The sequence below is a fragment of the Terriglobales bacterium genome (assembly GCA_035487355.1).
Taxonomy (GTDB): Bacteria; Acidobacteriota; Terriglobia; order Terriglobales; family Acidobacteriaceae; genus QIAW01.
Genome location: DATHMF010000055.1, coordinates 1 through 25,677, shown reverse-complemented (window position 1 = coordinate 25,677; position 25,677 = coordinate 1). Strand labels below are relative to the sequence as shown.

The 25,677-nt window shown below is 56.2% G+C and carries 23 protein-coding genes; 12 read left to right on the top strand and 11 right to left on the bottom strand.

Annotation, left to right across the window (positions count from 1 at the left end):
• From VK738_11350 to VK738_11340, 3 genes are all read right to left on the bottom strand, one after another.
• A partial coding sequence (locus VK738_11350) for a hypothetical protein (GenBank protein HTD23244.1) occupies positions 1-574 on the bottom strand: 574 nt, incomplete at its 3' end.
• 307 nt (positions 575-881) lie between these two features.
• Positions 882-1,910 (bottom strand): hypothetical protein, encoded by a 1,029-nt coding sequence (locus tag VK738_11345; GenBank protein HTD23243.1) that lies wholly within the window; start codon positions 1,908-1,910, stop codon positions 882-884.
• A 274-nt stretch (positions 1,911-2,184) separates the two neighbouring features.
• A complete protein-coding gene (locus VK738_11340; protein ID HTD23242.1) occupies positions 2,185-2,820 on the bottom strand; it encodes a hypothetical protein in 636 nt (211 codons plus the stop codon).
• Positions 2,821-3,497: 677 nt separating this feature from the next.
• Here VK738_11340 and VK738_11335 point away from each other — a divergent pair.
• The gene (locus VK738_11335) at positions 3,498-3,968 is read left to right on the top strand and encodes a transposase (GenBank protein HTD23241.1); all 471 of its coding nucleotides are present in this window, start codon (positions 3,498-3,500) and stop codon (positions 3,966-3,968) included.
• A gap of 168 nt (positions 3,969-4,136) precedes the next feature.
• Here VK738_11335 and fabF read toward each other — a convergent pair whose 3' ends face one another.
• From fabF to bcp, 3 genes are all read right to left on the bottom strand, one after another.
• Positions 4,137-5,387: a beta-ketoacyl-ACP synthase II gene (gene fabF, locus VK738_11330; protein ID HTD23240.1), complete on the bottom strand. Its 1,251-nt coding sequence runs from the start codon at positions 5,385-5,387 to the stop codon at positions 4,137-4,139.
• The gene (acpP, locus tag VK738_11325) at positions 5,388-5,639 is read right to left on the bottom strand and encodes an acyl carrier protein (GenBank protein HTD23239.1); all 252 of its coding nucleotides are present in this window, start codon (positions 5,637-5,639) and stop codon (positions 5,388-5,390) included.
• Positions 5,640-7,091: 1,452 nt separating this feature from the next.
• Positions 7,092-7,565 (bottom strand): thioredoxin-dependent thiol peroxidase, encoded by a 474-nt coding sequence (gene bcp / locus VK738_11320; protein ID HTD23238.1) that lies wholly within the window; start codon positions 7,563-7,565, stop codon positions 7,092-7,094.
• Between bcp and VK738_11315 the strand changes: the two genes are divergently transcribed.
• The 3 genes from VK738_11315 to VK738_11305 all read left to right on the top strand — a co-directional run bounded on the left by VK738_11315 (position 7,555) and on the right by VK738_11305 (position 11,264).
• Positions 7,555-9,048, top strand: a complete 1,494-nt coding sequence (locus VK738_11315) for a hypothetical protein (GenBank protein ID HTD23237.1) — start codon at positions 7,555-7,557, stop codon at positions 9,046-9,048. The genes bcp and VK738_11315 overlap by 11 nt on opposite strands.
• A 198-nt stretch (positions 9,049-9,246) precedes the next feature.
• Positions 9,247-9,471 (top strand): hypothetical protein, encoded by a 225-nt coding sequence (locus tag VK738_11310; protein ID HTD23236.1) that lies wholly within the window; start codon positions 9,247-9,249, stop codon positions 9,469-9,471.
• A gap of 74 nt (positions 9,472-9,545) precedes the next feature.
• Positions 9,546-11,264 (top strand): ankyrin repeat domain-containing protein, encoded by a 1,719-nt coding sequence (locus VK738_11305; protein HTD23235.1) that lies wholly within the window; start codon positions 9,546-9,548, stop codon positions 11,262-11,264.
• 10 nt (positions 11,265-11,274) lie between these two features.
• Here the strand turns inward: VK738_11305 and gatB are convergent, their stop codons facing one another.
• The 3 genes from gatB to VK738_11290 are packed head-to-tail and all read right to left on the bottom strand — an operon-like array spanning position 11,275 to position 14,579.
• On the bottom strand, positions 11,275-12,750 hold the full coding sequence (gene gatB, locus VK738_11300) for an Asp-tRNA(Asn)/Glu-tRNA(Gln) amidotransferase subunit GatB (GenBank protein ID HTD23234.1): 1,476 nt from the start codon (positions 12,748-12,750) through the stop codon (positions 11,275-11,277).
• 53 nt (positions 12,751-12,803) lie between these two features.
• Positions 12,804-13,889 (bottom strand): hypothetical protein, encoded by a 1,086-nt coding sequence (locus VK738_11295; protein ID HTD23233.1) that lies wholly within the window; start codon positions 13,887-13,889, stop codon positions 12,804-12,806.
• 27 nt (positions 13,890-13,916) lie between these two features.
• The gene (locus tag VK738_11290) at positions 13,917-14,579 is read right to left on the bottom strand and encodes a hypothetical protein (protein ID HTD23232.1); all 663 of its coding nucleotides are present in this window, start codon (positions 14,577-14,579) and stop codon (positions 13,917-13,919) included.
• 102 nt (positions 14,580-14,681) lie between these two features.
• On the opposite strand from VK738_11290, the gene VK738_11285 reads away from it, so the two are divergent.
• The 7 genes from VK738_11285 to VK738_11255 are packed head-to-tail and all read left to right on the top strand — an operon-like array spanning position 14,682 to position 21,074.
• A complete protein-coding gene (locus tag VK738_11285; GenBank protein HTD23231.1) occupies positions 14,682-16,085 on the top strand; it encodes a 3-deoxy-D-manno-octulosonic acid transferase in 1,404 nt (467 codons plus the stop codon).
• Positions 16,082-17,026: a tetraacyldisaccharide 4'-kinase gene (lpxK, locus tag VK738_11280; GenBank protein ID HTD23230.1), complete on the top strand. Its 945-nt coding sequence runs from the start codon at positions 16,082-16,084 to the stop codon at positions 17,024-17,026. Before VK738_11285 ends, lpxK begins: the two co-directional genes overlap by 4 nt.
• A 19-nt stretch (positions 17,027-17,045) precedes the next feature.
• Entirely contained in the window at positions 17,046-18,059 is a 1,014-nt protein-coding gene (locus VK738_11275; protein ID HTD23229.1) for a PfkB family carbohydrate kinase, read from the top strand.
• Positions 18,056-18,526: an adenylyltransferase/cytidyltransferase family protein gene (locus tag VK738_11270; GenBank protein HTD23228.1), complete on the top strand. Its 471-nt coding sequence runs from the start codon at positions 18,056-18,058 to the stop codon at positions 18,524-18,526. Before VK738_11275 ends, VK738_11270 begins: the two co-directional genes overlap by 4 nt.
• A gap of 4 nt (positions 18,527-18,530) precedes the next feature.
• A complete protein-coding gene (locus VK738_11265) occupies positions 18,531-19,616 on the top strand; it encodes a glycosyltransferase family 9 protein (GenBank protein ID HTD23227.1) in 1,086 nt (361 codons plus the stop codon).
• Positions 19,613-20,176 (top strand): isoprenylcysteine carboxylmethyltransferase family protein, encoded by a 564-nt coding sequence (locus VK738_11260; protein ID HTD23226.1) that lies wholly within the window; start codon positions 19,613-19,615, stop codon positions 20,174-20,176. The genes VK738_11265 and VK738_11260 overlap by 4 nt, the downstream gene beginning before the upstream one ends.
• Positions 20,177-20,192: 16 nt before the next feature.
• Positions 20,193-21,074, top strand: coding sequence for a DUF3108 domain-containing protein (locus VK738_11255; GenBank protein ID HTD23225.1), 882 nt, complete (start codon positions 20,193-20,195; stop codon positions 21,072-21,074).
• A 1-nt stretch (position 21,075) separates the two neighbouring features.
• Here VK738_11255 and VK738_11250 read toward each other — a convergent pair whose 3' ends face one another.
• On the bottom strand, positions 21,076-22,155 hold the full coding sequence (locus VK738_11250) for a metal-dependent hydrolase (GenBank protein HTD23224.1): 1,080 nt from the start codon (positions 22,153-22,155) through the stop codon (positions 21,076-21,078).
• Positions 22,156-22,175: 20 nt separating this feature from the next.
• Here VK738_11250 and ligA point away from each other — a divergent pair, with 20 nt between their 5' ends.
• Positions 22,176-24,209 (top strand): NAD-dependent DNA ligase LigA, encoded by a 2,034-nt coding sequence (ligA, locus tag VK738_11245; GenBank protein ID HTD23223.1) that lies wholly within the window; start codon positions 22,176-22,178, stop codon positions 24,207-24,209.
• Between the two features lie 40 nt (positions 24,210-24,249).
• Here the strand turns inward: ligA and VK738_11240 are convergent.
• Positions 24,250-25,677: patatin-like phospholipase family protein (locus tag VK738_11240; GenBank protein HTD23222.1), on the bottom strand; the 1,428-nt coding region annotated here is incomplete at its 5' end.

Here is a 25,677-nt window from a genome sequence, read left to right as displayed (position 1 = left end):
CGGGGCTGACGGTGTTTTGCCGGGCTAGATCTGGTTTGTCTTCTGGTGTGTCTTGCTTGTTGGCCGGGGAGTAGGGGCTGATGGCTTTCGTGCCTGGGACGTTTTTCTCGGAATCGAAATTGAAGTTAGGGGCAATCGGGGCGATATTCAGGCTGACGCGGTCATAGTGCGGTTTTTTGCCTGCGCGGGCGGCTTCGCCTGCGGCCTGGCGCTGCTCGCGAGCTTGTTGTTTCAGGACCGCGAGTACGGAATTGCCGAGGTGACAGAGGAAGCGGCCGGTGCGCAGGTCCATTTCTCCACTGCAGACGTAGTTGGCGATGTCTTCCAGAAGCTGGTGAACCTGGGAGAGGTCCTTCAGGGGGCCAGGCTTGTAGCCGGGCGGCAGGATGACCTCAGGCGGACGGCTACGGATCTGGCCGCCTTGCTTGCGGGCTGCGGCTTGTTTTTGTTTCTGGTCGGGGTCGTGAAAAAAGCAATAGGGTTTGCCGGTCTGGGGATCGGCTTTACAGCGGCTGCCGTCTTCGCTGAAGTGCTGGCAGCGGGGTTTGTCATTGAAAAGTTCTTTAAAACCCATTTTTTGTACCTCCTTTCCGGTACATCAGATAGGGTGGCATGGATTGGGTGGAATGCAGCAGGATGATACCAGTTTGGCCCCAAGAACAACTGGTACCATTATGGTATTAAAGTATTGACTTTTAAGAACAGTTTCAGGTTTCGAGTTTCAAGTTGTCATTCATATCATCAAGTGCATTCTCGAGCACGATGAGTTTGTTCCCACACGCGCTGGACGCGCGAGTTGGGGCACCCCAGGCACTCAGCTCAAGAAGCTCTTAGCCCTTAGCTCTTAGCCAAGAACAAAGGCTCATAAGAGATCTAATCGCTCACCACAGGGGAGCTACCGGTTCTTCCTTGAATACCGGGGCTGGGCCCCCTGGGTTGGAGAGCCGGATCGCACTCAAGAAGGGTTTGGCTTGCGGATCGTAGGTTACGGTGATTTTCCCGCCACTCCCCCGCCACCCCTCCAAGCCATCACTTCCGCTGGAGCCATCGCTTCCGTCCCGTCCGTTGGGCGTTCCGATACCCCCAGAGCCTCCCCGTCCTCCCCGTCCGCCCTTCCCCCCTGCCCCTCCGGCGCCTCCCTCGGAGCTTACCGTTAGGGAACCTCCCTGGGGATCCATCAGGAACAGCCTCTCACCGCCTCCTGCGGATACACCTACCTGGAGCAGCGGATGGTTCCCTGACCTGAGCGCCACCCTCACCTGTACTGGCGGCCCATCCTCTCCAGATCCTCCACGCCCGCCATCGCTGCCACTACTCCCATTCGAGCCGTCGCCGCCCGCAGATGGATGTTCAGGATCCATGGAGCCCATGCTACCGCTCATGCCGCCAATTCCATCGCTGCCGTCGAGACCTTTGGAGCCACTGTTGCCGTAGAAATTCGCGGTGTAGTTGTAGTCATACCGAATGGGAATGTCGAGCTCTGCCTGGATGCCAGGATGGCTGGGCGCTGTAATGGTGACATGCGGCGCCTTCCCCTCACTGATCCTGGGATCCTGGGGCAGAGACACAATGCCTTTCTTGTTGGCCACCGCCACATTTGCCGTGACCGTGAGGTCCTTCCACAGGACCTTGCCGTGGCCTGCCCCTTCCGTCATTAATACCGTGCCGTCCGGCCCAGTTAACGCCACCACCAGCGGGGACTTCTCTCCCGGAGCAATACCGGGACCTTTAGGCAGGCTGGCCTGCATGGAGGTGACGGGAGTCTTGTCGAGGTAAATCTTCGATCCCATGCGAACCTGTATAGCAGCGCACCCAGTCAGCGCAAGCAGGCAGGCCAGTCCAAAACAGGCTGCCCAGCCCGGGAATCGAGAAGGCTGCTGCGAAGCTGAAACAACGCAAGAATTGAGCATGTGGCTCCTCGGCTTTCTTGCATTGTCGTGCGTATTCTTCATTCGCCCAGAGCCTGGGTTTGATGGGGTTCGCCCTCGTCTTTACGGCCTGAGACACTTGGGCCAATACGACGTCAACGCAAAATTACTAAGCGCCTCGTTTAAAGTAAGTAAGTAAGTAATTACTTACTTTGGAAGAATTGTACTTCTCAGCAACCCAGAAATCCAGCCTGGAAAAGTAAAGTTTTGTTTCAGCTCCGGTGGAAAATTTAATTGAAGTCTTTACAGGGTTTTTTCAGAAAGAGGCTGCATTTTCCATTCTCAATCTGTCGTTTTCTGCTTCGGGAAGCACCTGGTTGGCTTCTTTGCATCCCGCAAAAGAAAGCCACATGCACTTTAGTTGTGGATGGAAAGCGTGCTGCAGCAGCTCACGGAGCGCATGCGAAGTGAAGTCCACAGTGATGCTGCTTTCGGCCCATGGGGTAGGATGGATTACGCGGTAATGCGGGCTTTCATCCTGCCCTATCTCGCTCAAGTGTTTGCTGCAATCAACGTCAGCGTGGATCAGCTCGTAAGACTTGTAGCCTCGTCCCGAGATTGCCAACGAATAACCGAAGTCCGACACCTTACCTTCGCGAAACTGCACACGCACGATGAATCGGTAATACCGGAATCCCCAATACTTCAGTACAGATAAGTATGTGTCATCGGTCAGATAAGGAGACGTATAGTCACTGACCTTGTTGATAAGAGCAAACAGCCCGTCCGTGGCCCGCGAATCGATGATGAGATAGGAGCACTCTTCGGCCTTGTCTATGTAGCGTGGATTGCAGACGTCGAAGAGTCCATCCGCCGGCCGGGTGAAGGTGAGCTCGGGCAGGAGCGACAGTGCTTCCGCCCTGGAGGTTACGCCGGTTTTCAAACTCGACAACGCTGTCACCATCCGATTAACTCGCCTGGCGAAAAGCATAGATTGCAGGTGAAAGGCGATGCCTATGCTTGCCAAGATCACAACCAATGCGATGTAGATGAGACAGGCACGCCTCGAACTGAGACGCCGCCAGAGCCATTTCGTGAGCGGGAACACATCAAGATTTGACACCGGAACGAACGCGATAGTTCCCGGAGAAATCCACTCAAGGAGCCCCTGGCAGCGTGTATTCGAACTGATAGAAATGTTTTCCGGCCCCGGGCTTTAGCCGGGGGTGAGGATGAAATAAAATTGGGCTTCAGCCCCGGTGAGCCATGAAGTTAGCTCCGCAAAATATCCGAACATTTTTTATAACAGCCGGCACCCCATGGGTCTCGGTCGCGAGTGGAGCGGACCTTGATCCTGCTCCGCCGGGGCTAAAGCCCGTTTCTAAACCCGTTTACCCCCGGCTAAAGCCGGGGGCTCCCACCCGTTGCGCGCAAAGCGCGCTGCAAGGTCATGGGTATGCCCGCACGCATTCCCGACGATTTCTCTGGATATGCGCCTTGTTGTGCAAGATCAAAGCTCAAAAACGTAAACCTAGTCGCTGCGAGCGAAGCGAGTGGCGCCGGTGGGAGCCCCCGGCTTTAGCCGGGGGTAAGGATGAAATAAAATTGGGGCTTTAGCCCCGGTGAGCCATGAAGTTAGCTCCGCAAAATATCCGAACATTTTTTATAACAGCCGGCACCCATCAAAGAAGATCATTGTTCACCGCCGAAACTTTGCCAATGCTTCTTTTAAATCTCTTGCGCGCCGACCGCGAAAAGAAACGATACGCCATTCACGAATACGTCTTTATGCCCGACCATATTCATCTGCTGCTCACTCCAGCGCCGGACATTTCCCTTGAGAAGACAATGCAATTCATCAAAGGAGGCTTTTCGTTCCGTGCCAAGAAAGAAGCTGCCTTTCGTGACGAAGTATGGCAAGCAGGAAACAACGAGCATCGCATACGGGACGTGGATGATTACGCCTATCATCGCAAGTATATTTGGGAAAATCCCGTTCGCGCGGGATTGGTCTTGGTCGCGAGTGAATACCCGTGGTCATCGGCACGGCCTGGAGCGGACGTTGATCCTGCTCCGCCGGGGCTAAAGCCCGATTTTTAAGCCCGTTTACCCCCGGCTAAAGCCGGGGGCTCCCACCGTGCGCCGCAAGCGGCGCAATTAGGGCGTTATTAATACAGGAATCAATAAAGCCCGGGGGACTTCCCACCTTTGCTGCACGCTTCGCTCGCAGTTTTCTTCGTTGAAACAGAGCTACTCAGCGAATCAGACCTACTCAGCCCAGCGTTTAAACAGCAGGCAGCCGTTGGTGCCGCCGAAGCCGAAGGAGTTGGTTAAGGCGTACTCAACCTTGGCTTTGCGCGCGTGGTTGGGGACGTAATCCAGGTCACACTCGGGGTCCTGATTTTCCAGATTGATCGTGGGCGGCAGGCATTGATCGCGCAGGGCCAGCACCGTGATGCCGGCTTCAATGCCACCTGCGCCGCCGAGCACGTGCCCGGTCATGGACTTGGTTGAACTTACCGGCAGTTTTTTCGCATGCTCGCCAAAGGCGGCCTTGATGGCCATGGTCTCAAGGCGATCCCCCAGGGGCGTGGAAGTGCCGTGCGCGTTCACGTAATCCACGACTTCAGGACCGACGCCTGCATCTTTTAGCGTGTTCAACATCACGCGGTAAGCCCCTTCGCCGCCCTCCGCAGGCTGGGTAATGTGATACGCGTCTGCGCTCATGCCATAGCCGACTAGTTCCGCATAAATCTTTGCGCCACGGCGCTGGGCGTGCTCCAGGTCCTCAAGAATCAGGATGCCGGCGCCTTCGCCGACCACAAAGCCGTCGCGTCCGGCGTCGAAGGGGCGGCTGGCTTTTTCCGGTTCATCATTGCGGGTGGAAAGCGCACGCATGGCGGCGAATCCACCGATGCCCATGGGAGTGATCGCGGCTTCGCTGCCGCCGGCGATCATGACCTCGGCATCGCCGCGAGCGATGATCTTCATAGCATCGCCGATGGAGTGGGCGCTGGTGGTGCAGGCGGTGCAGGTGGCCTCGTTGGGCCCTTTGGCCCCCCAGCGGATGCTGACCTGGCCGGCCGCAAGGTTGACGATGGCCGACGGAATAAAAAACGGCGAAATCTTGCGTGGACCGCCAGCCAGCAGCGCGCTGTGCTCACGCTCGATGACATCGAAACCACCAATGCCGGAGCCGATGTGAACGCCCACGCGCGTGGCATTTTCCGGCGTGATCTTCAGGCCGCTCATGTTCATGGCTTCATCAGTTGCAGCAAGCGCCAACTGGATGAAGCGGGCCATCTTCTTCAGCTCTTTTTTTTCGATGAAATTGAGAGGATCGAAGTTTTTGACATCGGCCGCAATACGGCAGGCGAATTCGGAGGCGTCAAATTGCGTAATACGCCGGACCCCGCTCCGGCCGGCATGGAGGTTCTTCCATACCTCCTCCACGGTGTTGCCCACCGCGCATATCAGCCCCAAGCCTGTGACGACGACCCTTCGAGCTTCTAGAACCAACTACTTTCCGCCTTTCGAATTCTTGGCGATGTAATCAATCGCATCTTTCACAGTCTTGATCTTTTCCGCATCCTCGTCCGGAATCTCGATGTCGAAAGCCTCTTCGAAAGCCATGACCAGCTCCACCGTATCCAGTGAATCCGCACCCAGATCATCTACGAACGAGGCGCTGGGCGTGACTTCACCCTCATCTACACCCAGTTGTTCCACGATGATCTGCTTAACCTTTTCATCCACATTCTTCTCTGCCATCGAAAAGTTCTCCTTCGCGTGTATTTCTAAAAATTCGACAGCCCGGGGATCGCTTCGCGTTCACCTCGGAGCCAAAGGGGGTCCCTCAACGGACGCCGATCAAGCTGCTGCAAAACAACTAGTGTAATTTGCCGGAAGCAAGGCTGTAAAGCCGGACCTCAAAGGGGCAGTGGGCTAAATCTGTGTTGCCAGCCTATTTAAGCTCTTGGATGTGTTCAGCGGTAAGTTTGAATGTGAGCCCACAGAATGGACACTCCATACGCTTGCCTACTTCAAACCAATCTCTAGGATACTCAAATATTGCATCACAGCGTTGCGAATCCTCTCGTTTCCCATTCGGACAGCTCAGGGAAACAAAGGACTCTGAACCAACGACGGGCTTACGTATTGGATGTCCACTTTGGCAAGTCATATCTGCCCATGTCCAAGCGGCAGCGGCGGTTTGCTTCTCTGCGGGAGTGGTGGTCGCACTCCATTGCGCGAATAGTGGTAGCAGACTGTCGCAACCTTGCGCATCGCATAGGAGAGTTGCAACGACTTCCATATCTCCGCTTTGGTTCGAGAGTATCTCCATACCCTTGGCATCGTCCGTCAGCGGCTCCGCGTTTGTCAGGGCATAAGTATGAACATGGCTGCAGTGATGACATGCAACGGCTACAAGCGAAGCATCCTTGGATTGGAGTGCTATATCTTCAAGCGTGCGCGCAAGCGTTTCACATGGGAGCAGAATGGGCTTATGACACGTTTTGCAGTGGAATAGATACGGTAATGGCATACTCTAACCCCGCGAATAGCGGCAATTCTACGCTGCCCCTACAGATTCATTATTCATCCTAAGCACTTTTTACCTTACATTAAAAATTAAAAGTCTTTAGAAAGCCGCAGCTCGCTGCAAAGTTATTTAGCATGCGGCTGTATCGAGAGAATTCCCTGACACTGCATTTATTCTGAAGACATCCTCGGGATGTTTCGACTCCGCGCTTCAGATTCTCTTCTCTGAGGTAGGATCGCGGCGCTCCGCTCAACATGACAGGAAGATGCGGTGATCCAACCGACTCCGGCTTACGCCGGTTCGGTTTCCCCAGCCGGGCAGCATAGCGGTATTCCTGTGACTTGTCGAGATTTGGAGCATTGCTGCGTTTGTAGCCCGCAAAAACCCAGGTCCCTCCGCTCCGCCGCAAAGTGCGCGGCTCCGGTCGGGATGACAAAAAGTTATAGAACCCCACACAAATAGTTAAAACGGTATAGACATTCCATGGAAGAGAAGTCCCTGAATCTGCATTGGCTCTTTCAGCATCTTCGGGATGTTTCGACTCCGCGCTTCAGATTCTCTTCTCTGAGATAGGATCGCGGCGCTCCGCTCAACATGACAGGAAGATGCGGCGATCCAGCTACTTGCTGCAGGTTGTCTCCTTGCGCTCCGCTCAATATGACAGAGGGATAACGGATACGTCATGATCCGGCTGTGTTGCCGTCCTTGAGCGCAGCCAGCACCTCTTCGGCGTGCCCTTCGGGCTTCACGTTCTCGAAGACTTTGGCAATTTTGCCTTCCTTGTCAATCACGAACGTCGTACGGGCAATACCCATCACCTTCTTGCCGTACATATTTTTCTCTTTGAGGACGCCGAATTTCTGCGCCACTTTTTTATCCTGGTCAGCCAGCAGCGTGTAGGGCAGATCGTGCTGTTGTTTAAACTTAAGCTGGGCGCTGGGGCTGTCGGCAGAGATGCCCAGGACCACCAGGCCGGCTTTTTGCAACTTGCTGTATGCGTCGCGGAACCCGCACGCTTCCAGGGTTCAGCCGGGAGTGTTAGCCTTAGGATAGAAGAACAGCACAACCTCCTGGCCGCGGAAATCCTTCAGATGGACGGTTTTCCCGGTTTCATCAGGGATGCTGAAATCAGGTGCTTTGCCTTTGACTTTCATGATTGCGCTCCTTGCTTACGAAAAACGATTTGCGTCTTTTTTCCCAAGGGCTCCGCGCTGCTACGCCCTCGCGGCTGGCTCGCGCGCGTCAGCGCTCGCCCTCCGCTCACCGGTCAGGTATTTATACCGGATTCTGGCGGTCGCCGCCATCACCTTGCCGCTGGTTGTCCCATCAACCTGTGCCGCGCAGAAGAAAGCACGTGCCAGGATACGCGCCCTGGCGGTGCTCGAGCTTCCCGCTACGGTTCCTATTGATAAGGACCTAAAGATACCCGCTACGGCCAGGCTGCACGCCATCAGCATCTTTCAGAACAAGACATACCAGGACGCCACCATCTACTACGTCAATCCTGTGCCCATGGCGCTGGAGCCGGGGACCGTCTATGACGTGCAGCAGAACGGAGAGTCACTGGGTCTGTTTACCATCGAAAGCACCGGCAAGTCCAAAGACGATTGGCTGGCCAGCGGAAAATGGAAATCGGCAGCCAGCATTGTTGCAGCCAAAAAGGCACCATCCTCACCTGTGCCGGTGTCTTTGCAAGACACGGACGAGAGGCCGCACCTGAAGCACGGCGGAAGCGCGTCGCCTGCGTCGCAGCCTGCATCTACACCTGCGCCAACACCGTCGCCAACCCCAACTTCAGCCCAGCCTGCGCCTACTCCAACTCCGGCTGAGGCTGCTGCTCAGCCCGATCAGCAGGCTACGCCTGGCTCGCCTTCTGCAGGTGATGCTGATCCTTCTGAATCTGATCCCAATCGGCCTGCGCTGCGCCGCCGCGCTTCTGCGGGCTCTGAGGAATCCACGGCACCCACGCAGGTCGAGCGTAAGCGGGAGGCCGAGCGTAAGCCGGAACCGGTTACCCCTGAAAAAGGAGTTGCAACATCTTCAGTTCCGCCTCTGAAAGGTCCTGCCCCTGTGTTGAAAAGAAGAGGGCAAGGGGAGCCACAATTCCTAGTCGCGATATCCGATGCCACCGCCTATGACACGCACTCCTATAAATTTCCCTGGACAGCAGATGAGAAGCAGCGTCTTACGGACGCGATCGAAAAACAGGCCTTGGCGGAGCTGACAGCCTATGCCGGCAAGTCCACGCGCGTGATAGCTGCCGACAGCTTTACGCCCAGCATTCAGGCCTTCGATCTCGACTACGACAACGACGCCGAACTTGTGCTCACCGCCAAGTGCGCGTTGCGCAAGAAGCTGGCGCCAGCGAAATCTGCTCCTCTGAATGCCTACATCACCTACGTGGTGCGGCAGGAATCGAGTGGCGACTTGAGAAAGTTGTTTTCTGAAATTACCGACGACGATCACATGGATGTAATCGGCAAGCTGCAATTCATAGACGCGGTTGACGCCGACGGCGACTCGCACGCTGAACTGCTCTTCCGCCGCCTGGGCCCTACCACCCAGAGCTTTGAGTTCTACCGCGCCGGTCGCGACCAGTTGTGGAAGTTGTTTGAGGGAGCGGAATCGAGCAGGTGATTGAATCATTGAGTCATCGGGTCATTGATTCATTGCAAAAAGCAGCGGCTCCAAATTCGATGATCCGATGATTTAATCACTCAATGTCCTATCCTGTTTTCTGTCCAAACCTGGTTTTGGGCAAGGAAATTGATTTTGTATTTCCGGCCGGGACGCAGTACAAGTAGCCTATAGAACCCCTGATCATTGGAGGGCAAGATGAAACGCCTTTTTCTGGCCAGCGTTGTTGCCGTTCTGTTGATGAGCGTGGGATGTACAGGTGTGTATCGCAGCTCCTCTTATCGCAACTCCAACAGCTATTCCAACCGCACTTATTACAACCACGATTACACTTACCGTCATGACGGTGGCCGGCATCACGACCACAATGGCCATGAGCATCATGACCACGACCACGATGGCCACCACCATGGTCGCCACTAGCCGCAGCTATGAAGATTTTTTAACCGTAATTACCGCACCGTGGTGTCTATTTAGGTGGGATAATTTGCTTCATCATGAAGAAGCTCACCTTCACTCTCGCATTGCTTCTTGCTGCGGCATTTTTTGTGACGATGATCTGCGTAGCACAGAGACAAGAGACCGCGAAGCCTACAGAGAATAAAGAGTCGCCGGTTGCGGTCTCCGCAGAAGAAGTTCAGAGCCACCGAATCGGCGATATTCCTCTCATCCGCATCAAACTGAAGCCAGAAGAGCAAGCACAAGTTGGGATGGGAGGCATCCGCCTTAAGATAACAGTTGATCCCAATGGCGCAGTGGTGGCAATATCAGCAGCCAAAGACGAGGACATACCGCCCAACATACCGCCTGGTCTTCAATCCCAAGCTGAGGCATTGGCAAAAAACAACAAATATCAACCCTTCCAGCGGAATGGTCATGCCGTTTGGGCCAAATTTGACGATTGGGTGCGCGTGTTGCCTCCTGAGCTGAAGCCGTTGCAACACATACCGTTTCCTGAGATCCATAACTGGAAATCTGTGCGCATCACCCTGCAGCGTACCGGATGTTTTGGAGCGTGCCCCGCATACCAGGTCGAGATCCAGGGCGACGGAACCGTATTGTATGAAGGTAAGGCCTACGTTGCCGTACAAGGCCAGCATCACGGGTCCATTTCTCAAGAAACCGTGCACCAAATCGTAGATGCTTTCCGTGAAGCGGACTATTACTCGCTGCGCGATAAATACATATGTGAAGTGACGGACAATCCGGCTTATGAAACTTCCATGGAGATTGACGGCCGATTGAAGAAAGTTATGGACTATGTCGGAGAGGAAGTCGGGATGCCCTTTGCCGTCTCCAAGCTGGAGGAGAGCATTGATCGGCTGGCAAATACGGAACGCTGGACAAAGGGAAATGCTGCGACCGTGGGCAGCCTGATGGAAGAGAAGTGGGATTTCAAATCACCTGAGGCCGCCAGCACGCTGGTGCGAGTGGCGCAACGTGGTGATGCTGAGGCAGTTCGTGCATTGGTCGCGGCGGGCGTGCCTCTCAGTGGAGGAAACAGCAAAACAGTCCCAGTCGAAGTAGACAATGCTTTGTCGCAAGCCGCTTTCCGTGGAGACAGCGCGATGCTTCGCGTTTTACTAGAAGCTGGTGCTACAACGCAAGACCCGCAAAGCAAAGACAAGGCGATTTCCATGGCGGTAAGAAGCAGGAACGTAGAAGCCGTTCGGCTATTGCTGGATTATGGGGCCAATCCTAATTTGCGCGATGAGTCGGGAGGAACAACTTTAATGGAAGCTGCATCTTCAGGACTTCCTGCGTTGGTCGAGCTTTTCCTCAAATATCATCCGGACGTAAATGTACGATCGAATGATGGCAGTACGGCGCTAATGGGAGCTGTTGGGGAATGGCACTCTGGGGCAGAACCACCAGAAGTGAATCGGGCAGCAGTTGTACGTCTCCTTCTCGCCGCAGGGGCCGATCCTAATGCACGTGATCAGGAAGGCGATACAGCATTGATCAAAGCTGCATGGGATGCCGACGCAGCATTGCTGCTCATCAAAGCTGGAGCCGACGTCAACGCACAAAACAAACAAGGAACTACGCCGCTTATTAATACACCTGATTTGGATGTCACCCGAATGTTGCTGGAGAACGGAGCGAATCCTTCCATCCGCAACGCAAAAGGAGAGAATGCTCTTGAATCTGCCGAGCAGCTTGGAGTACCGGGGAAGGTAGAGATCCTCAAAGCCGCGCTCGCTGGCAAGAAATAGATCTCAAGATCTATCCCAGCTTCTTTTTCAACAGCTCATTCACTTTTTCCGGGTTCGCTTGGCCTTTTGACGCCTTCATCACCTGGCCAACAAAAAATCCAATGATCGTAGTCTTGCCGGCACGGTACTGCTCAAGCTGTTTAGGACTGGCCGCGATCACTTCATCAATCATCTTCTCAATCGTGGCGTCATCGCTGATCTGCTGAGGTTTTTCTTTTTCGTAAATCGCAGGAAAATCCTGGTTGCGCTCGAAGGCCAGGTCGTAGAGGTCTTTGAGCATCTTGCCGGAGATGGCGCCCGACTCCACCAGGTCAGCCGAGAAAGCCACGCCCTTCATCGAGATAGGCGACTGCTCGATTCCGAGGTTCTGCGCCTTCAGACGGCCTATCAGTTCGCTCTGCACCAGGTTGGCGACTTTCTTGGGGTTCTTGGCGGCGCGGGCGGCCTCTTCAAACTGGTCGGCCAGCGAGCGGGTCGAGGTCAGCACTCCAGCGTCCTGCATGGTGATGCCATATTCGTTGACCATCCGTAACCGCCGCGCTTCAGGCAGCTCCGGCAAATTGGCTTTGATCTTCTGCTGCCATTGGCTATCCACTACCAGCGGCAAAAGATCGGGCTCGGGGAAGTAACGGTAATCGTGGGCATGCTCTTTGGAGCGCATGCCGTAGGTCCGGCCTTCAGCAGAGTTGTAGAGGCGCGTCTCCTGGGTGATGCGTCCGCCCTCTTCTACGACTTCAATCTGACGCTCGATCTCGTACTCCAGCGCCTGCCGCACGAAGCGGAACGAGTTTACGTTCTTGATCTCGGTCTTGGTGCCGAGCTCTTTCTGCCCGCGCGGGCGGATGCTCACGTTGGCATCGCAGCGCAGCGAGCCCTCTTCCATGTTGCAGTCGCTCACCCCGGTGTAAAGAATGATCTCCTTCAGTCGGGTCAGATATTCGAAAGCCTCTTCCGGCGAGCGCAGATCGGGCTCGCTCACAATTTCAACCAGCGGTGTGCCCGAGCGGTTCAGGTCAATGTAGCTGCGCTCCCCGGAATCATGAAAACCCTCGTGCAGGCTCTTACCCGCGTCCTCTTCCAGGTGCAGGCGGGTGATGCCGATGCGCTTGGCGCCTCCTGCGGCCGTTTCAATGTCAATGTATCCGTGCTCGGCCAGCGGCTTGTCGTATTGCGAGATCTGGTATCCCTTGGGCAGGTCCGGATAAAAATAGTTTTTGCGCGCAAAGATCGAAGTTTCATTGATGCGGCAGTTCAGTGCCATTGCGGCCAACACCGCAAACTCTACTACCTGCCGGTTGAGCACCGGCAGCGCCCCGGGCAGCCCCAGGCACACCGGACATACATTCGTATTCGGTGGCGAGCCGAACTGGGTGGAGCATCCGCAAAAAATCTTGGTCGCGGTGAGCAGTTGAACGTGGACCTCAAGCCCGATCACCGGCTCATATTTCGAGCCTGCCTGCACCGCGGCCTCGGAAACAGTGGACATGGTTCTAGAAATTATAGCGAAAGGTTAGGAAGTTGGCCGATCTCCAGAGGGGCCTACTGGTTCCCTTCCAGCGTGTTCCTGATGGTCGTGAGCGCGTGTTGCAGATTTGAAACCGAGCGGCCCACCGCAACCCTTCGAACTATCGATCCCTTGAAACCAGTCAGACCCGTCTGCTCGGAACCCATGGCCACGATGAGATAGAAACCGGGCTGCTTCGGGTCGTCACTCCTGCGGACACAGAAGGAGAGATCCAGCGCCGTTTCGAAGTAGTGGCTCGAATAGAGCTGCTTTTCGGCGATGGCATAGGCTACCTGGTCGCCAGGGTTCCCGCGCATGGTTACGACCTGCACGACACGCAGCGTCGGCTTCAATCCGAATTTCACCCTTGCCCAATAGAACGTGTCTTCGACGTTCGCGGGCTTGGCCTTGGGATAGGCGAGAAGGTAATGGTAGAAATCCGGCAGGCGCTCTGGCAAGGCCTTGTCGTAGCTGAGCATGTAGGCGAACTGCTGGGAGACTTCCGTTGGGTCACGCTTATCGTTATAAACCCCCAGGGCTTCATTGCCCTCGTTTTGGTAGGCGAGAAGACGCTGTAGTGCCGTCTTGTGCAGGAGTTGATTCACTTGTTCATTCACGTCGGCGGCAGACCAATCGATGGATCGATGAAGCTCTTCGATGGAACTCGCCGGCATCTGAACCAGGCAGTCGCCGGGCTTGCAACTCTTCAAGGCCTGAATGTCATCGCTGTCGAACGAAAAACCCGTCAAGTCGGAAAGCTGCGGAGGATTGCTGAACACACCGAGCGCCAGATAGTCGGGAAGCTTGCGAAGGCGGTTGAAATCGCGGGCAAACTGAAGATAGCTCTCAGGAGCAGCATGGATGTAGATCGCGCCGAACAAGAAGACCTCGGCCGGCGTACGGGACCGCAGGGCCTTTGCGACTGGCTGTCCGCTTCCGATGGCGGCGATCTGATCCTGACTCAGCCCGATGTCCTGCTGAAAGAATGTCTGCAGGTCAGGGTTCGACTGAGAATTGCCGGGCAGGGCGGCCACGGCAATCAAAACCGGCAATAGAGCAGCCGGCATAACCCTTCGGATCATGGCAACTTTGCTCCAGGTGTTTTTCGTTGCGTTGCTCATGGGCGTCCTTTCCAACCGTGGTTAGGCTTACTTCGTACTTCCCTCCAGCGGTATCTCGAAATACAGGAGCTCCTGGCCCTGGGCGTTGTGCACCCCGCTGACATATACGTAAGAGCCCGTAGTGGCATCGCTCACCAGGCTCGAATCGAAAAACAGGAAGCCGGCTCGCGTGGTGTGTGGCTCAACCGCAAGGTAGGAGAAGCGGGCGCGGTCGAGCTCCTCGTGGGCTTTTTCCGCGTCTGACGTCCTGGATTTGTGCGGCAATGGAATCGGCAGCGGTGAAGGACCCTGAACGTGGGGGCGAACCTGCCCGTGGCGAAAGAGCCGCTCAATGACTTCGTCTTCTCGAAGCGCTACCAGTTTCGCCCTGCGGCCGGTTTCCAACTCGACTTTCAGGCCCTTGAGCGAGATGGCATCGTCTCCATCATTGGAAACGATCAATTGAACTGGCAGCAGACCATATTTCTGATATTCCACGGTGAAGATGTCAGATTTAGGAGGACCATCATACGCATCAACCGCAATCGTCACCTTGTCCTGCGGGTCTTCCTGGTGCGCGGCACAGGTGCGGGCATGCACGACCGGCGGAGCGGTGTAGACCTTTTCCTCCTTGGCCTGCGCCACGGAGAAGAAAAACAGCGCGCAGGCTGCTGCATAGCGTGCGATCTGTAAGACGTGGTTCGAAGTCATGCTCTGATTATAAGCAGTTCCCCGCTGCCTGTTGCCAATTCAAAGCCGCCTGGCCGGAGACGGCCCTGTCAGACAAACGTTTAGAATAGTCCAGACCTCTGCATGTACCTGCTCTACAGTCTGGCGGCGACTCTGGCTCTGCTCCTCTCGGCGCCATGGTGGCTTTTTCGCATGTTGCGTCACGACAAATATCGCGCCGGATTGCGGGAGCGGCTGGGCGCGGTTCCCACCAGACTCTGTGGTAGAGACGTAGCTTGCTACGTCTCTAAAGAACAAAGCTGCATCTGGATTCATGCTGTCTCCGTAGGCGAGGTCTTGGCCGTGGGACAGTTAATCAAAGAGCTGTCTGCCGCGAACCCAGGCACCCGAATTTTCCTCTCCACAACCACCGCCGCCGGGCAGAAGCTGGCGCGCGAGCGCCATGGCGAGGAAAACGTCTTTTACTTCCCTTTGGATTTTGCTTTTGCCATACGTCCGTACTTCAAGCGTTTGCAGCCAAAGCTGGTGATCCTGGCCGAGACCGAGTTCTGGCCAAACTTTCTGCGGCTGGCAAGGCGATCGGGGGCGAAGGTCGCGGTTGTCAATGCGCGCATCTCGAACCGCTCGTATGGCGGATACCGGCGCTGGCGCGGAGTGTTGCGCCGATTTTTGCAAAACGTGGACCTTTTCCTGACGCAGAGCCCGGAAGATGCCAAACGTCTCATCGAAATTGGCGCATTGCCGGAGCAGGTAGCCACCAGCGGCAACCTGAAATTCGATGTTCAGCCGCCGCAAGCGGTTCCTCTCAAGGAAGAACTCAAAGAGCGTTTGCAGAAATCCGAGGTCTTCCCAATCCTGGTTTGCGGCAGCACGGTCGAAGGCGAAGAATTTCCGCTGCTGGGCATGTTTCAGCAGGTGCTGCGCAAATATCCCAAGGCAGTAATGATTTTGGCGCCACGCCATCCTGAGCGCTTCGATGCCGTCGCGCAGCTTGTCTCTTCTTTTGGTGTGCCGCCCGGGACCTATCCTCACTTGCCCGGCTTGACGCGCTTGAATTTCTGGCGGCGCTCGCAGCTCGATCCGCAAGCGTCGTTGAGCGGAGGCGTGCTGCTGCTGGATAGCATCGGCGAACTGGCCGCTCTTTACGCGCTGGCCACCATTGCATTTGTCGGCGGTAGCCTGGTTCCACGAGGCGGGCATAACATTCTCGAGCCGGCCTATTTTGGAGTGCCCATCCTGGTAGGGCCGCATATGGAAAACTTTCGCGATATCGTCGCCATCTTCCAAACCGCAAACGCGGTTAAAACGGTGCACGGCTTTCGCGTGGGCAACGTCAACGCCGACTTGAGCAATGTAGTTTTGCAGTTGTTGGAAAACACTTCAGAACGGGAAGCTCTGGGGCAGCGCGCCGCGGAAGTCATGAAGCTTCAGACCGGCGCCACCGCGCGAACTGCCAAAGCGCTGCAGGAACTGATGACTAGCTCTTCTGTTGTGAATCCGCCACTCAGGGAGCAATCGATCCGGTGAACCCTTTTTCTGCCACTTATGGCGCAATCACTGCCGTGCGCAATCTGCTGTACGACAGCGGATTTTTTTCCGGCCGATTGCACGGGCCGGTGGTAAGCGTTGGCAGCCTTTCCATGGGAGGTGCAGGCAAAACTCCTTTCCTGATTTTGCTTGGAGAGCTGCTCAAGGCGCGCAGCATTCCATTCGACGTGCTCTCTCGCGGATACGGTCGCGCCACGGGCGGCGTGCGCCTGGTTGATGCTGCCGGCAGCGCCCGTGAATTTGGCGATGAACCTCTGCTGATAGCCCGCAAATTGCACGTACCCGTAATCGTGGGAGAGAGCCGCTACGACGCCGGCGTTTATGCCGAGCAAAAATTCGGCCCGCAGTTGCATTTATTGGATGACGGCTTTCAACACCGTGCGCTGGTGCGTGATTTCGATATCGTCTTGCTGACCGAACGCGACCTGAAAGACCGGCTCTTCCCCATGGGACGTCTGCGTGAGCCGCTCAGTTCGCTCAACCGCTCGAGCGCCATTGTTCTGATGGACCGTGCGCTGGATGGCCGCATCGAAACCCATGACAAATTCTTGTGGAAAGCAGACCGCAGCATCCGCATTGGCGAGACCCCGCCGGGACAGATTGCCTTTTGCGGCATCGCCCGTCCTAACAATTTTTTCCGCGCCTTGCAGCAGAGCGGCCTGGAGCCGGCCGCCACGATTGCCTTCCGCGATCATCATGTTTACACCGCAAAAGATATCGAGCACCTGCTGCGCCAGCGCGACCAGAAAAAAGTCCAGGGCTTTGTCACCACCGAAAAAGACGCTATCAATCTGGGAGCATTTGCCGAGCGGCTCGCCCCTGTTTTCCCGGTTCCGGTTCGCATGGAACTGCAGGACGCAGATTCAGCCGTGGAATCCTTGCTGACAACAATCGCCACACGTCCCCAGGCCACGCCGTGAGACAATTTAGGATTACGACATGACCAATAAGCACACCAACACACTGGCCAAGATTGTGGAGGGCCTTCCCCGGGTCACGGTTTCGGTACTGGCTGATTTAGTGGCCGATGAATTTGTCTTCGGGGAAATCTCCCGGGTTTCGCGCGAGGCCCCGGTGCTTATTCTCAAGCACCGCGAGCGCACGGTTGTGCCCGGCGGCGGGGCCAATGCCATCTACAATCTCGCCGCACTCGATGTGAATGTGCTGCCCGTGGGCGTTGTAGGCGACGATGAGCCCGGACGCCTGCTGCTGCAGAAGTTCCGCCAGCGGCGCATACCCATCAGCGGAATTCAAAAGATCAAGGGCCACACCACGGTGACCAAGACCCGCATTCTGGCCGGCATGGCCCACACCAGCCGCCAGCAAGTAGTGCGCGTGGACCGCGAACCACAAGGACCGCTGCACCGCCATGTCGTGAGGGAGTTGATTCTTGCCAGCCGGCAATATGCCCGTGCCGCCGATGCATTTTTGATCTCCGACTACGGCTATGGCGCAGCCACTCCTGAGATCCTGAACGCCATACGCTCGCGCGGAGCGTTGGATAGCATGCCTATCACCCTTGATTCCCGCTATCGCATGTTGCAATACACCGGCATCACCGCCGCTACTCCCAACGAGCCTGAAGTGGAAGAGGCGCTCTCCCTGAAAATTGGCGCCGATAACGCAGAACTTATGAATGCCGGCAAAACTTTGTTGCAGCGCATGAAGCTGGAGTCGCTGGTCATCACCCGCGGTCGCGACGGCATGGTGGCTTTCAGCCGCGACAAGAAACCGGTCGAGATCCCCATCTCCGGCTCCGACCAAGTAACGGATGTGACCGGCGCCGGCGATACCGTGATTGCCGTCTTTACAGCGGCCCTGGCCGCCGGGGCTGATGCCGAATCAGCCGCAAGGTTGGCCAACGTGGCCGGTGGCATTGTGGTGATGAAGCGCGGCACGGCCACAGTTTCACGGCAAGAGCTGCTTGAAGCCATTCAGAAGACAGAATCATGAGTAACAGTAAAATTTTCAGCCGGCAGGAAATCAGCAAGCAGGTGGCCGAATGGCGCGCAGCCGGCGATAGCATTGTTCTCACCAACGGTTGCTTCGATCTGCTGCACGTAGGTCATGTGCGTTATTTGCACGCCGCCAAAGAATTGGCAAGGCGCGCAAGAGTTGTTGTTGGCCTGAACTCCGATGCGTCCGCGCGGGCTTTGAAGGGCCAGGGGCGTCCGCACACACCAGAAAACGAGCGAGCCGAACTATTGGCGGCGCTCAGCGATGTGGATGCGGTGGTAATTTTTCCTGAGCCGGATGTACGTGCGTTGGTCCGCGAGATTCGTCCCGATATCCACGCCAAGGGCACCGACTACACCGCAGAAACTGTCCCGGAACGCGACGTGGTCATTGAATGTGGCGGACGCGTGGAAATTGTAGGCGATCCAAAAAATCACTCCAGCACTGAGATTCTGCGAAAATAGTCGTTTGCGTGCCCAACCTCAATGGAACCGTATTCTCGTCACGCGCATGAGCGCGATGGGAGACATCATTCACAGCCTGCCGGCGGTGGCAGCGCTGCGCCAGGCCTTTCCTTCTGCTCTTATCGGATGGGTCATTGAAGACCGCTGGACCGATCTGATCTCGGCGCCTTCTGCGTCGTCCCAGGGCCGTTCACCGGCACAGCCGCTGGTAGATGTAGTGCATCGCGTTAACACACGTGCATGGAGATCTTCTCCGCTCTCGGCAGCCACGCGGAAGGAAATTAAAACCGTCATCGGCGAGTTGAAAAAAATTGGCTACGACGTTGTCATTGATCTTCAGGCTGCTATTCGTTCGGCAGTCCTGGGACGTCTGAGCGGAGCGCGCACGCGCATAGGCTTTGCCAAGCCTCGCGAATCGCTCGCCCATCTGTTTTATACGCAAGCCGTTCGCACTCCAGCGGCGCACGTGGTTGAACAAGGGATGCAGTTGGCTGAAAGCATCAGCGGTAGAAACGATCTGCATATCGAGTTTCCTTTCCCGCGCGATGTGGAAGCCGAGTCCTGGTGTGCGGCTGAGCTGCGCCGCAACGGCATTGGCAATTTCGTTATGATGAACCCCGGCGCCGGCTGGGGAGCAAAATGCTGGCCCGTGGCTCGTTACGGCGCACTGGCAAAGCAGTTCAAGCAATCCGGGCTGGCGACAATTGCAAACGTCGGTCCCGGAGAAGAGACCCTGGCCCACGAAATAGAAGCAGCGAGCGAAGGCGCGGCCAAAGCCATCTCTTGCTCGCTCGCCCAATTGATTGCACTCACAAGCCGCGCCCTGCTTTTTGTTGGCGGCGACACTGGACCAGTGCACCTGGCGGCGGCGCAGAATGTTCCCGTAGTCGCCATTTACGGACCAACCAATCCAGTGCGCAATGGCCCCTACGGCCCGCATGGCACCAACGGCAATCGCATCGTTGTTTTACGCAGCGCTGAAAGCAAAACCTCGCATGCGCGCCGTTCTGTGCCCGAGAGCGGCCTGTTGCAGATTACGGTTGAAGACGTATTTTCTTCAGCCAGCAAGCTTCTGGGAGGCCTCCCGTGAGCGCAGGATGGCCGGCAATTGCCCGCCGCATCCGGGTCCCGTTGGGATTCGTGCTAGCCATCGTTTATTGGTGGCTGGCGCACCCCAGGTGGTGGTCGCTGATTGCCGGCGGGTGCATCGCGCTGCCTGGAATGTGGCTGCGCGCCCTGGCTTCAGGCCACGTGCAGAAAAACCGCGAAGTAACGAGCACTGGACCTTACGCCTATACCCGCAACCCGCTTTACCTGGGCTCGATTATCATGGCTGCCGGGTTTGCGGTTGCAGCTCGAAGTCTGTGGATCGTGGTCATACTGGTCGTGCTTTTTCTGGTGATTTATGTGCCTGTGATCCGTTCGGAAGAAGCATTCCTCCGCTCTCAGTTTCCGGACTATGAAGATTACGCGCGGCGCGTACCTCGCTTGTTTCCACGGTTGTCGAAAGGGGCTGTTTCCGATTCCAGTAAGGTAGATGCAGGATTTTCGCGCGAGCTTTACCTTAAACATCGTGAGTACAACTCCCTTTTGGGTGCAGCGGTCATGATAGTTTCACTTATCGTCAAAATAGTGTGGTTTAATCAATAAAGCCCACTTGAAACCCATGTTTTCTGATCTTAGGCGGAAAATTTTTGTTTCTTGCGCAGGCCTGCTGGCGGGAATGGTTCTGAGCCTTCTTGCTCAAATCCATGCCCAACAACCAGCCAGGAGCAACTCTCCGCAGCCGGCCCGGCAAGAAGTTGTTATGGAAAATGCTTCGCGCATTGCTCCTCCGCCGGGAACATATCGCTTCCCGCTCGGTACCACGTTTTATTACAAAGCGGAGTGGCGTCTTTTTTCCGCTGGACTGGGGACGTTAACCATAGAACCAGACCCATCTGGCCAGTATCGCGTGAAAGCTACGGCGGATGCTACCGGCTTTGTGGCGCGGCTCTTCCACGTGCACGATTCTTTCCAGTCCCTCTTTGACCCTAAAACATTCTGCTCGGCGGAGATCACCAAGAACACGGAAGAAGGCGCCCGCCGCCGCAATAGCAAGCTGCAGTTCGATTATGGCCACCGCAAAGCTGTCTGGGAAGAACTGAATCCCAAAACGGGAGAGAAAAGACACCTGGAGAATGATATACCGGCATGCTCTACCGACGTGCTCAGCGGGCTTTTCTATGTGGCCTCGCTGCCCCTGGAACCAGGCAAGACTTACACCTTCCCCATCAACGATGGCGGCAAGACCATAGATCTGGAAATGAGGGTCGAAGCGCGCGAGCAGATCAAGACCGATGCCGGCACGTTCAACACACTGCGCGTACAGCCGGAGCCCAACGTCGCGCTGCAGAGAAGCAAAGGGCATATCTGGATCTGGTACTCCGACGACGCCGATCGCATTCCTGTGCAGATGCGCGGCCGCCTGGGATGGGGCACCATCACGCTTCATCTCGTGCGCATCGAACGCCCGCAAGCCACAGCCGCGCAGGCCGTGACCAAGTAAGTTACTTGCAATTCTGCCCAAAACATTCGTGAACTACATTGAGTTTCTGGTCCAAGTCAACCGTGCCGGTCAATGGAGTATTCGTAAGGCCGGGATACGCGTAGCGGAGGTCAATAAAGCGGACTGTGTACGCGTGCGCCGGGTCGGTGTGTTCTTCGGTCTCGGTGATCGGATACTGCGCCCAGCTTAGAAAGGCCCGGCCGAGATAAGATTTTTTAGCTGCCAGGGTTACTGGCGTCTCTTCCGGCTTGTAGCGAGTGCTGTCGGTTCCCTGGGGATCCACTTCGCCAGTAAGCGAATCCACGGGCAAGAGCTTGAACGCGTCTTTGGTTTCCACCACGCCATGCCACTGAAACGGATTGATGCTGTAGGGATAGGCGGAAACGCGCAGCGGTGGAGCACCCTCGTACAAGAAAGTTTCCAACGAACCCAGCGCACGGCGATGTTCAAAATCGCGCACCGCCCACAGCGCAACCATAAAGAGCAGCGCTGCTATGGCGCCGGCGCGTCCACGAAGCTGTCGGCGTTTGCCGCGCGCGCCAATTTCTTCGTTGATCAAGCCAAAAAGCGCGGGAACAACCAGCCCCAAAATCAGTGCCGCCCAAAGCAGGGGTTCGATGATAGAAACAATGTCCCACGAATACCACTTGCCATAGAACGGCGAAAAAGGCCTCACGCCGTAGGCGTTGGTAAAGTCGAGCAGGATGTGGCTCAGCGCGCCGATGCAGGCGTAAATAAAAAGCAATCCCCAACGCGGAACCTGCCAAGGCGGGGGTGGGGAATCGGGCTCATGGGGTTCCTTAAGCACAGGTTTTCTGCGATTGTTCCAGCGCGAGAACAGACGCCAGAACAGATACACAGTGCCCAGCGTGAAGGCGGCATCAAAGGGGACGCCCAAAAACGTGTGGGTGAAGCCGCGATGGCATGCAAATGCGACAACCGGCCCCTTCACAAAGGCGGCGATATCTACATCAGGGATCTCGGCTGAAATGGCCAGGGTAATTGTGGCCAGGGCCGTCTTGCGGTTCAATCCGGCGCGGCCCATGCACGCGCCGGTGAGGAGGTGTGTGAGCGGATCCAATTGAAAAGTATAATCCTGCCATGGCTGCAGGAGCGAAGAATCCACCGGGCAAAGGTGCAGCGCCGCAGATTGAGGCGCTGCGTGAAAAAATCCGCTATCACGAGCATCGTTATTATGTGCTCGACAACCCTGAAATCAGCGATGCCGAATTTGACCTGCTGATGAAGGAACTCAAGCGTCTGGAAGCGGCGCATCCCGAGCTGATTACATCCGATTCCCCCACGCAACGCGTTGGCGGCAAGCCGCGCGAGGGATTCGCCAAAGCTGAACACTCGCGCCCCATGCTCTCGCTCGACAACGCCTACAGCGAAGAAGAGCTGCGCGATTGGGGCCGCCGTGTCTATGAGCTCAGCGGGCAAAATAAAGTCGCCTTTGTCTGCGAGCTGAAACTCGATGGCATGTCGCTGGCGCTTTGGTACAAGAACGGCACGCTGGAGCGCGCCATCAGCCGCGGAGACGGCAGCATAGGCGAAGAGATTACATCCAACGTGCGCACAATGCGCTCGGTGCCACTGAGCATTGATGCCAAAACATTGAAGAAGGCCGGTATCCCGCAGGATTTTGAAGTGCGGGGCGAAGTATTAATGCCCCTCAAGTCTTTCGAGCGCATGAACGAGGAGCGCGAAAAAAATAATCTTCCCAAATTTGCCAATCCGCGCAATGCTGCCGCCGGCACTCTGAGGCAATTGGAACCAAACATCGTGGCGCAGCGCCGCCTCGATTTTTATGCTTACTTTCTCCTGCAGAAAGGAAACTACTTCTTTGACTCCCACGCTAAATCACTAGAGGCGCTGTCGGCTGCCGGATTCAAGGTCAATCCCAACTGGACGCGGGCCGGCTCGCTGGACGAGGTGCTTGATTTTATCCAGAAGTGGGAGCAGAAGCGTGACTCCTTGCCTTATGAGATTGACGGCATCGTCATCAAGGTAGACAGCACTTCCATTCAGCAGGAGTTGGGATTCACGGGCAAGGCCCCACGCTGGGCCATTGCGTACAAATACGCTGCGCGCTCCGGCGTCACCAAAATCGAGGACATTCTGGTGCAGGTGGGCCGTACTGGAAAGCTCACTCCGGTTGCAGCGCTCTCACCCGTTGTCATCGGCGGCACCACCGTCACCCGGGCAACACTGCACAATCAGGACGAGATCGAGCGGCTGGGCGTAAAGATTGGCGACTGGGTGATGGTCGAGCGCGGCGGAGACGTAATCCCCAAAGTTGTGCGGGTGCTGGATGACAAAGACCATCCTCGTGGCAAAAAGACCTTCTCCATGCCGGAGCGCTGCCCGGAGTGCGGCGGTAAAGTGGTGCGGGTTGAGGGTGAGGCCGACCATCGCTGCGTCAACGTCAGTTGTCCGGCGAAAATACGCGAAAGCATTTTGCACTTCGCCTCACGCTCCGTCATGAATATTGAAGGCATGGGCGATGCCCTGGTCAATCAGCTCGCCGATCGCAGATTGGTGAAGAACGTTGCCGACATTTATCAACTCACCAAAGACGACTTGCTGAAACTGGAGCGCATGGGCGAAAAGTCGGCGCAAAACGTGCTCGATGAAATTGAGGCTTCCAAGAAGCTGCCACTAGAGCGTGTGATTCTGGGTCTCGGCATCCGCTTTGTGGGCGAGCGCACCGCCCAATTCCTGGCCGAGCATTTCGGTTCCATGGAGGCCTTCATGAAGGCCAGCGCGGAAGAGTTGGAAGAAGTGAATGAAGTCGGACCGCGCATCTCGGAGTCCATTATTGAATTTTTCCAGGAGCCAAGAAATCGCAAGCTGGTAGAGCGCCTGGGAGATGCCGGTCTGCAATTTCGTGGCGTAAAGAAGCAGCGCGGAACCAAGCTGGCGGGCAAGACCTTTGTCCTGACGGGCACTTTGGCGAAACATAGCCGCGACGAGGCCAAAAAGCTGATCGAGGATGCAGGCGGAAAGGTATCAGGCTCGGTCAGCAAGAAGACGGATTACGTGGTCGCCGGCTCCGACGCCGGCTCGAAGTTGGATAAAGCACGCGAGCTGGGCGTGAAGGTCATTGATGAAAAAGGGATGCTGGAGTTAGTGTAGGGATGAAATACAAGAAGCGGGCTTAATGGTTATTTCGTGATCACCGTGCTGTCTGTTTTTCGGCAAGTTCTTCCGTCACCAGCTTGACCAGGTGACGCGGACGCAATGTGGTGAGATTACCCAAATAATCCAGGAACTCCGTAATCGCACCCTGGCCGTCGCGATAGCCTTCAAGAATTGTGGGAGAGGTAATTTCTCCGTCGAAATCAAGCGAGGTGGCTGCCAACGGCTGGCGCGGGCTGATGGTGAATGCTTTGATGTACTTGAAGCGGGCGCCCGCCATTTCAATTTCAATCTCCTCCGGCCGCAGGTTCAGACCTGTGGCATAGTTGACGCACATGCGATTGATGTAGTCGAGCAAACGCAAGTCGGCTTTCAGGTTCCGGGCCATCAGGATATCCATGGCGCGCACCCCGGCATCCATAAATGTTTTCACAGCAGATTTGTCGGGTGCGTTGGCCGGCTGGACCATCACCAAAAATAAAATATCAGCCCCCAACCGCACCGCCGGACGAATCGGCTGATTGGTAATCACTCCACCGTCGGTCCACAGCCGGCCCAGCATGGGCACCGCCTCATAAACAATGGTAAATGCCGAAGAAGCAATCACCGCCTGCAGCAGGTCATCGGGTTGTACGACCTCAGAGCGTACAAAAGTTTGCGCCACATTTGGATCGCCGGCTAATTCTTCCGGAGATGCATTGCTGAAATAGTTTGCTCTGCCGGCGTCGAGGTCCGTGGCGGTCATGATTACGCGGATCGGCGAAGCGCGCAGACGATCGGCGGCAATGCGTCCGCGCAGAAATGTCGTGCGCTCGTAATTTGGGAAAAGCCCTGAGCGCAGCGGCATGCGCAGGAACCTGTGACTGAGCAAGCTCAGCCGTTCACGCATGACAAACCACAACGCCACAAACAGCAATACAAGCACTAGGGCGAGGACCCTGCTGCTCAAATCAAATTGCACCACGCGGCTATAAAAGTGAAGATGAGTAAAATTCAGGAAAATGTAAACGAAGCCCCATACCAGAAGGTTGGCGGAAAGCGAGCGCAGGGCTTTCTTCATGTCGGGCTTCCAATGTCCGCGGTGCAGAAAATTGGAAACTACATAAAAAAAGTAGGGCATCTGATCGTAGAGCAGCAGGACAGAAATTCCCGCCAGCATCAGGGAGAGCCAGGTCAGCACAGGATAGCTGCCGTGCAGAAATGTGCCGTGCTCCTGCAGCCAGCCTCGGAGTGCGTTGAAGAACCCTGCAGTCGCGGCGACCAGCCCCGCCAGCATCAGGATATAACGCGACCAGTCTATTCCCATTGCGGGTGGGCTGACCTGCGTCCAGGATTCGATGAGCGACTCTGCGTTCCCCACTAAAGAAGATGAATGCGAGGCGTAGGAAGCCGCGTTGATGCTGCCTACCGAGGTTGCCGCCAGGATGTGGGTGGGCATGGCCGCATCCTGAAACGCCAGTAAGGC